A 1887-nucleotide genomic window follows, 5' to 3' on the forward strand; every position below is an offset into this window, starting at 1 on the left:
AGTTGAGAGTAGACCTCTCAAAACTAAACAAAGTTTCTTCTGCGTTCTGGTTCCGTATCTTTTCCTTAGAAAGGAGGTGATCCAGCCGCAGGTTCTCCTACGGCTACCTTGTTACGACTTCACCCTAATCATTTGTCCCGCCTTAGACGGCTAGCTCCCCGAAGGGTTACCCCACCGGCTTTGGGCGTTACAAACTCTCATGGTGTGACGGGCGGTGTGTACAAGGCCCGGGAACGTATTCACCGCGGCATGCTGATCCGCGATTACTAGCGATTCCAACTTCATGCAGGCGAGTTGCAGCCTGCAATCCGAACTGAGAATGGCTTTCAGAGATCCGCTTACCCTCGCGAGTTCGCTTCTCGTTGTACCATCCATTGTAGCACGTGTGTAGCCCAGGTCATAAGGGGCATGATGATTTGACGTCGTCCCCACCTTCCTCCGGTTTGTCACCGGCAGTCTCACTAGAGTGCCCAACTTAATGCTGGCAACTAGTAATAAGGGTTGCGCTCGTTGCGGGACTTAACCCAACATCTCACGACACGAGCTGACGACAACCATGCACCACCTGTCTTAGCGTCCCCGAAGGGAACTTTGTATCTCTACAAATTGCACTAGATGTCAAGACCTGGTAAGGTTCTTCGCGTTGCTTCGAATTAAACCACATGCTCCACCGCTTGTGCGGGCCCCCGTCAATTCCTTTGAGTTTCAACCTTGCGGTCGTACTCCCCAGGCGGAGTGCTTAATGCGTTAGCTGCAGCACTGAAAGGCGGAAACCTTCCAACACTTAGCACTCATCGTTTACGGCATGGACTACCAGGGTATCTAATCCTGTTCGCTACCCATGCTTTCGAGCCTCAGCGTCAGTACCAGACCAGAGAGCCGCCTTCGCCACTGGTGTTCTTCCATATATCTACGCATTTCACCGCTACACATGGAGTTCCACTCTCCTCTTCTGGACTCAAGTTTAACAGTTTCCGATGCACTTCCTCAGTTAAGCTGAGGACTTTCACATTCAGACTTGTTAAACCGCCTGCGCTCCCTTTACGCCCAATAAATCCGGACAACGCTTGCCACCTACGTATTACCGCGGCTGCTGGCACGTAGTTAGCCGTGACTTTCTGGTTGAATACCGTCACGATATGAGCAGTTACTCTCACACCCGTTCTTCTTCAACAACAGGATTTTACGATCCGAAAACCTTCTTCATCCACGCGGCGTTGCTCCATCAGACTTTCGTCCATTGTGGAAGATTCCCTACTGCTGCCTCCCGTAGGAGTTTGGGCCGTGTCTCAGTCCCAATGTGGCCGATTACCCTCTCAGGTCGGCTACGTATCACTGCCTTGGTGAGCCTTTACCTCCACCAACTAGCTAATACGCCGCAGGTCCATCCTTTAGTGACAGCCGAAACCGTCTTTTAACTTTGAAGCATGTGCTTCTTAGTTTTATGCGGTATTAGCAACTGTTTCCAGTTGTTATCCCCCGCTATAGGGTAGGTTACCTACGTGTTACTCACCCATCCGCCGCTCGTTTGGCTTCTCGCCTCCGAAGATTTGTGAAGCTTCCCGCGCTCGACTTGCATGTATTAGGCACGCCGCCAGCGTTCGTCCTGAGCCAGGATCAAACTCTCATTTTTTATGAAGCTTGTGACTCATGACAATTACTTGCGTTCTTGTCTTGTCTTTTTTATTGTTCTTGTTCATTGACGGGTTCTTTCGAACCCCCAGTTCGCTTAAAAGAAACTTTGTTCAGTTTTCAAAGGTCTACCTTGATAAGTTTGAACCGCTTTGACAGCAGCTCGTTTATTTTATCATCTGTCTTGTTGCTTGTCAAGAACTTTTTTTCGGCCCTCATCGCTTAGCTCTTCGCCTCGCTGACAACAGAAGATAT

General features: G+C 49.9%; 1 rRNA gene. It reads right to left on the reverse strand.

What is annotated here, in order from left to right:
- Nucleotides 1-69: 69 nt before the first annotated feature.
- Nucleotides 70-1633: ribosomal RNA gene (locus HU830_RS08680) — 16S ribosomal RNA — on the reverse strand.
- Nucleotides 1634-1887: the final 254 nt, after the last annotated feature.

It is taken from the genome of Bombilactobacillus apium (genome assembly GCF_013385145.1).
Lineage (GTDB): Bacteria > Bacillota > Bacilli > Lactobacillales > Lactobacillaceae > Bombilactobacillus > Bombilactobacillus apium.